3 protein-coding genes are annotated in these 3379 nt (G+C 62.4%); 1 reads left to right on the top strand and 2 read right to left on the bottom strand.

Annotation, left to right across the window (positions count from 1 at the left end):
* A partial coding sequence (locus tag ACQKQD_RS34040) for a transporter substrate-binding domain-containing protein (protein WP_427510993.1) occupies window positions 1-242 on the top strand: 242 nt, incomplete at its 5' end.
* A gap of 320 nt (window positions 243-562) precedes the next feature.
* Here the strand turns inward: ACQKQD_RS34040 and ACQKQD_RS34035 are convergent.
* Window positions 563-2260 carry a methyl-accepting chemotaxis protein gene (locus ACQKQD_RS34035; protein ID WP_427510992.1) on the bottom strand — a complete coding sequence of 566 codons (1698 nt, stop codon included), beginning with the start codon at window positions 2258-2260 and terminating at the stop codon, window positions 563-565.
* A gap of 298 nt (window positions 2261-2558) precedes the next feature.
* Window positions 2559-3050, bottom strand: coding sequence for an AAA family ATPase (locus ACQKQD_RS34030; protein WP_427510991.1), 492 nt, complete (start codon window positions 3048-3050; stop codon window positions 2559-2561).
* Window positions 3051-3379: the final 329 nt, after the last annotated feature.

The raw sequence follows: 3379 nt of genomic DNA, 5'->3' as shown, positions 1-3379 counted from the left end.
GGATCCTCGACAAGGCCTACTCGGCCGATCCCTACGCGCTGATGTTCCGGCGCGAGGATCCCGAGTTCAAGGCGCTGGTCGACGAGACCCTGGTCAGGCTGATGAAGTCCGGGGAGCTCAGCAAGCTCTACGTCAAATGGTTCAAGCCCCCGATCCCGCTGAGGGACCTCAACCTCAACTTCCCGATATCGGACAAGCTTGAGGAGCTGATCAAGTCGCCGTCTGACAAGGCGAACTCCTGACCCGACACCGCGGCCGTCGGGTCCGGGAGACCTGACGGCCCTCGCGCCCTTGCCCCTCGTACGCTGTCCGAACAGTTAAGCCTAGGATGCAAGAAGATGGCGCAGCCGCTAACGCGGCGGACGCGTTTGCCTACGACGACAGTCGTGGTCGTCTGTTTTCTGTCTTGTCGACGAGTGCCGCCAGCGACCGGGTTGAGTTGGGAGCGGGAGGGCTGCTCAGGGTGGTTTCCTGCCCGTCCGCTTCCGCTCAAAGATGAGGCGGAAGCGGACGTCGCGAGGGTACAGTCAACCCGCCCCACGTTGGCTAGGACAGGATTGGGTCAGGCGGCGCGCACGGTTGCGAGGAAGCGGGCGACCTCGGCACCGAGATGCTCGGATTGCCGCGACAGCTCCGAGGCCGCCGACAGGACCTGGCCGGCGGCCGCCCCCGTCTCCTCCGAGGCCTGCGCCACGCCGGCGATGTTGCCCGTCACCGCGCTCGTCCCCGCCGAGGCCTGCGCCACGTTGCGCACGATCTCCTGGGTCGCTGCGCCCTGCTCCTCGACCGCCGCCGCGATCGACGTCGCCACGTTGTCGATCTCCCGGATCCGGCCGGTGATCCCGCCGATCGCCGTCACCGCCTGCGCGGTCACACCCTGGACCTCGCCGATCTGGCGCGCGATCTCCTCGGTCGTCTTGGCAGTCTGGTCCGCCAAAGCTTTTACCTCCGTCGCCACCACCGCGAAGCCGCGACCTGCGTCGCCGGCGCGCGCTGCCTCGATCGTGGCGTTGAGCGCGAGCAGGTTGGTCTGGGCGGCGATCCCTGAGATCATGCCGACCATGTCGCCGATCCGGGCCGCGCTCTGGCTCAGTGCCTGGACGAGGTGAGCGGTCTCATCCGCCTCGCCGACGGCGACTTGCGCGAGGTTGGCCGAGCCGGCGACCTGCCGGCCGATCTCCTGCACCGACGAGCCGAGTTCCTCGGCGGCGGCCGCGACCGTGTTGACGTTGGTCGACGCCTCCTCGGCGGCGGCAGCCACGCCGGTGGACTGCGCGGCGGTCTCAGTGGCCGTGGACGTCATCTGCTGGGCGGTGGCCTGCAGTTCGGTGGCCGAGGACGAGACCAGGCCGACGATGCCGCCGACGGCGCGCTCGAAGCCGTCGGCGAGCTCGACCATGGTGCGCTTCCGCTCGGCAGCGGCGGCCGCGTCGGCCAGGCGCTTGACCTCGGCCTCCTCGGCGGCCTTGCGGGCGACCATGGCCTTGATGCCCTCGACCGCTTGGCCGACGGCACCGATCTCGTCGCCGCGGCCGGCCTCTCGGATCTCGGCATCGACCTCGCCGCGCGCCATCCGCTGCAGCACCACGACCAGGCTACCGAGCGGACGGGTGATCCCGAAGATCACGATCAGCCCTGCCAGAACCAACGCACCTATTAGACCAAGAGCAGCAGATCCAACCAGCATGTAGGTCCCATGATCGGCATTCTGAGCGGCCTGAGCCTTCGCCGCGGCGAGTTCCTCAGCCAGGAGCTTGGATCGCGCCTGCATCCACTCATTGATCTTGAGCCGGGCGGGAATGCCAACGTCACGGGCAAGCCGGAATGCCTCGTCACCCTGCTGACGCATACTGAGGTCGTACACGGTATCGAGCGTCTTAAAGAAGCCCTCGACGGCCTCGCGCACGGCCGCGTTGCCACTCCGTCGCTCAGGTGTGTCCGCCAAAGTCACGAGCCGATCCGAGGCCTCACGGGCTTCGGTCATTGCGGTTTGCTGAAGTGTCCGGAAGCGTGCCTTCTTCGTTGGATCTGTCTCCAGCAGCATATTCCGGTCCATAGCGGTGGCTTCGGTGATGCCGCCGCGCATATGCAGGAGCGCATCCAGACGGCTGGCCTGGAAGTCGACGATCCTGGCTGTCTGATCTGCAAGCCCCTGCATCACAGATTGTGCATAGACGATCAGACCTGCGCTGATCATGATTGTAAGGACGAGCGGTAATGATATTTTAACGATTATTCTCGTGTCCCGGAAAAATTGCATTCCATCCCCCAATTAATAGGCAGATTGCCTATTAATGAGACAGGGCAACCTCGGTTAATTTCCACTTAAAAGATCTATCCGTCGAGTAACGGAGCTGATTTTCTGGCGGATCTTTGCATCTTAAAAGTGTCGATGTCAGCAGAAACACTACTTATGGATGCGTTGTCTATGTCCGCTTTCTGGGATTTGGGATAGGCTCCGTACCGACTTGTATGGGTCGGACGCGGAACGACCGTTCAGGGTGGGTTCCTGCCCGTCCGCTATCGAACTGCTAATTGCGAAAGCAGACGGCGCTTCGTTACGTTCGATGCACGAATACTTCGAAACCTTCGTCCAGTGAGGGTGGAACGAAGTAGGCGGTGATTAAGTCGAACTCTTCATCGCTGACAATGAATTCGTGCTCCCCGCTTTCATTTCTGCGTTTGAGACGAGCCTTGCAGACCTGATCGGGCACGTCGAGATAGTGAAGCTGGTGCGCGCAACGCGCATCCTCGAAGAGGGTGCGCATCCACGCGCGACTATTAGGAGTATTAGCGGGAAAGTCGAGGACAACTGAAAGCCCGTTGCGAAGCAAATCGATCAAATGTGGGCCGATGGCACTTCGCAGGCGTGTCGAGTTTCGAACGTAATCGTCAAGGGTGTTCTGCTCTCCAGGATATAGGCGAGACAGCCAGTGGTCCTCCCGAACAATCACCGTGCTCAAGCGGCGTCCCAGTTCGGTGACGAGTGTCGATTTCCCAGCCGCGATCTTCCCGCACACGAGGTGCAGTGTAGTCTCATTTGTAGACATGCATAATGACCTTGCAAGACGCTAAAACGTCGTGATGTTCACACGGACAGCCCCGGCCCGACGCATCAGGCCGGGCGGTTAATTCGTCCGATGGTCGCGAGAACCGCGCTGTGAACATGGAAGGTCATGCCCGGATGATGCCAGCCAACGCGTGTTCGGTCTAGCCTCACGTGTCCGGTTTCAGCGTTCATAGGGCGATGCGTGGACGACTGGGTAGGGTCGCCAGCGGAATGACCGTGTGTGGACGCCCCATCGGATTCAAGGGGGTGTTGGAGAGATTTGTGCGCGCAGGATCAGGTGCTGCCGTGTGTCCGGCCTGTTGATGCAGC

Source organism: Methylobacterium sp. NPDC080182, from assembly GCF_050281105.1.
GTDB lineage: Bacteria > Pseudomonadota > Alphaproteobacteria > Rhizobiales > Beijerinckiaceae > Methylobacterium.
The sequence above is the reverse complement of the archived record's forward strand: the minus strand, read 5'-3'. Positions and strand labels throughout refer to the sequence as shown.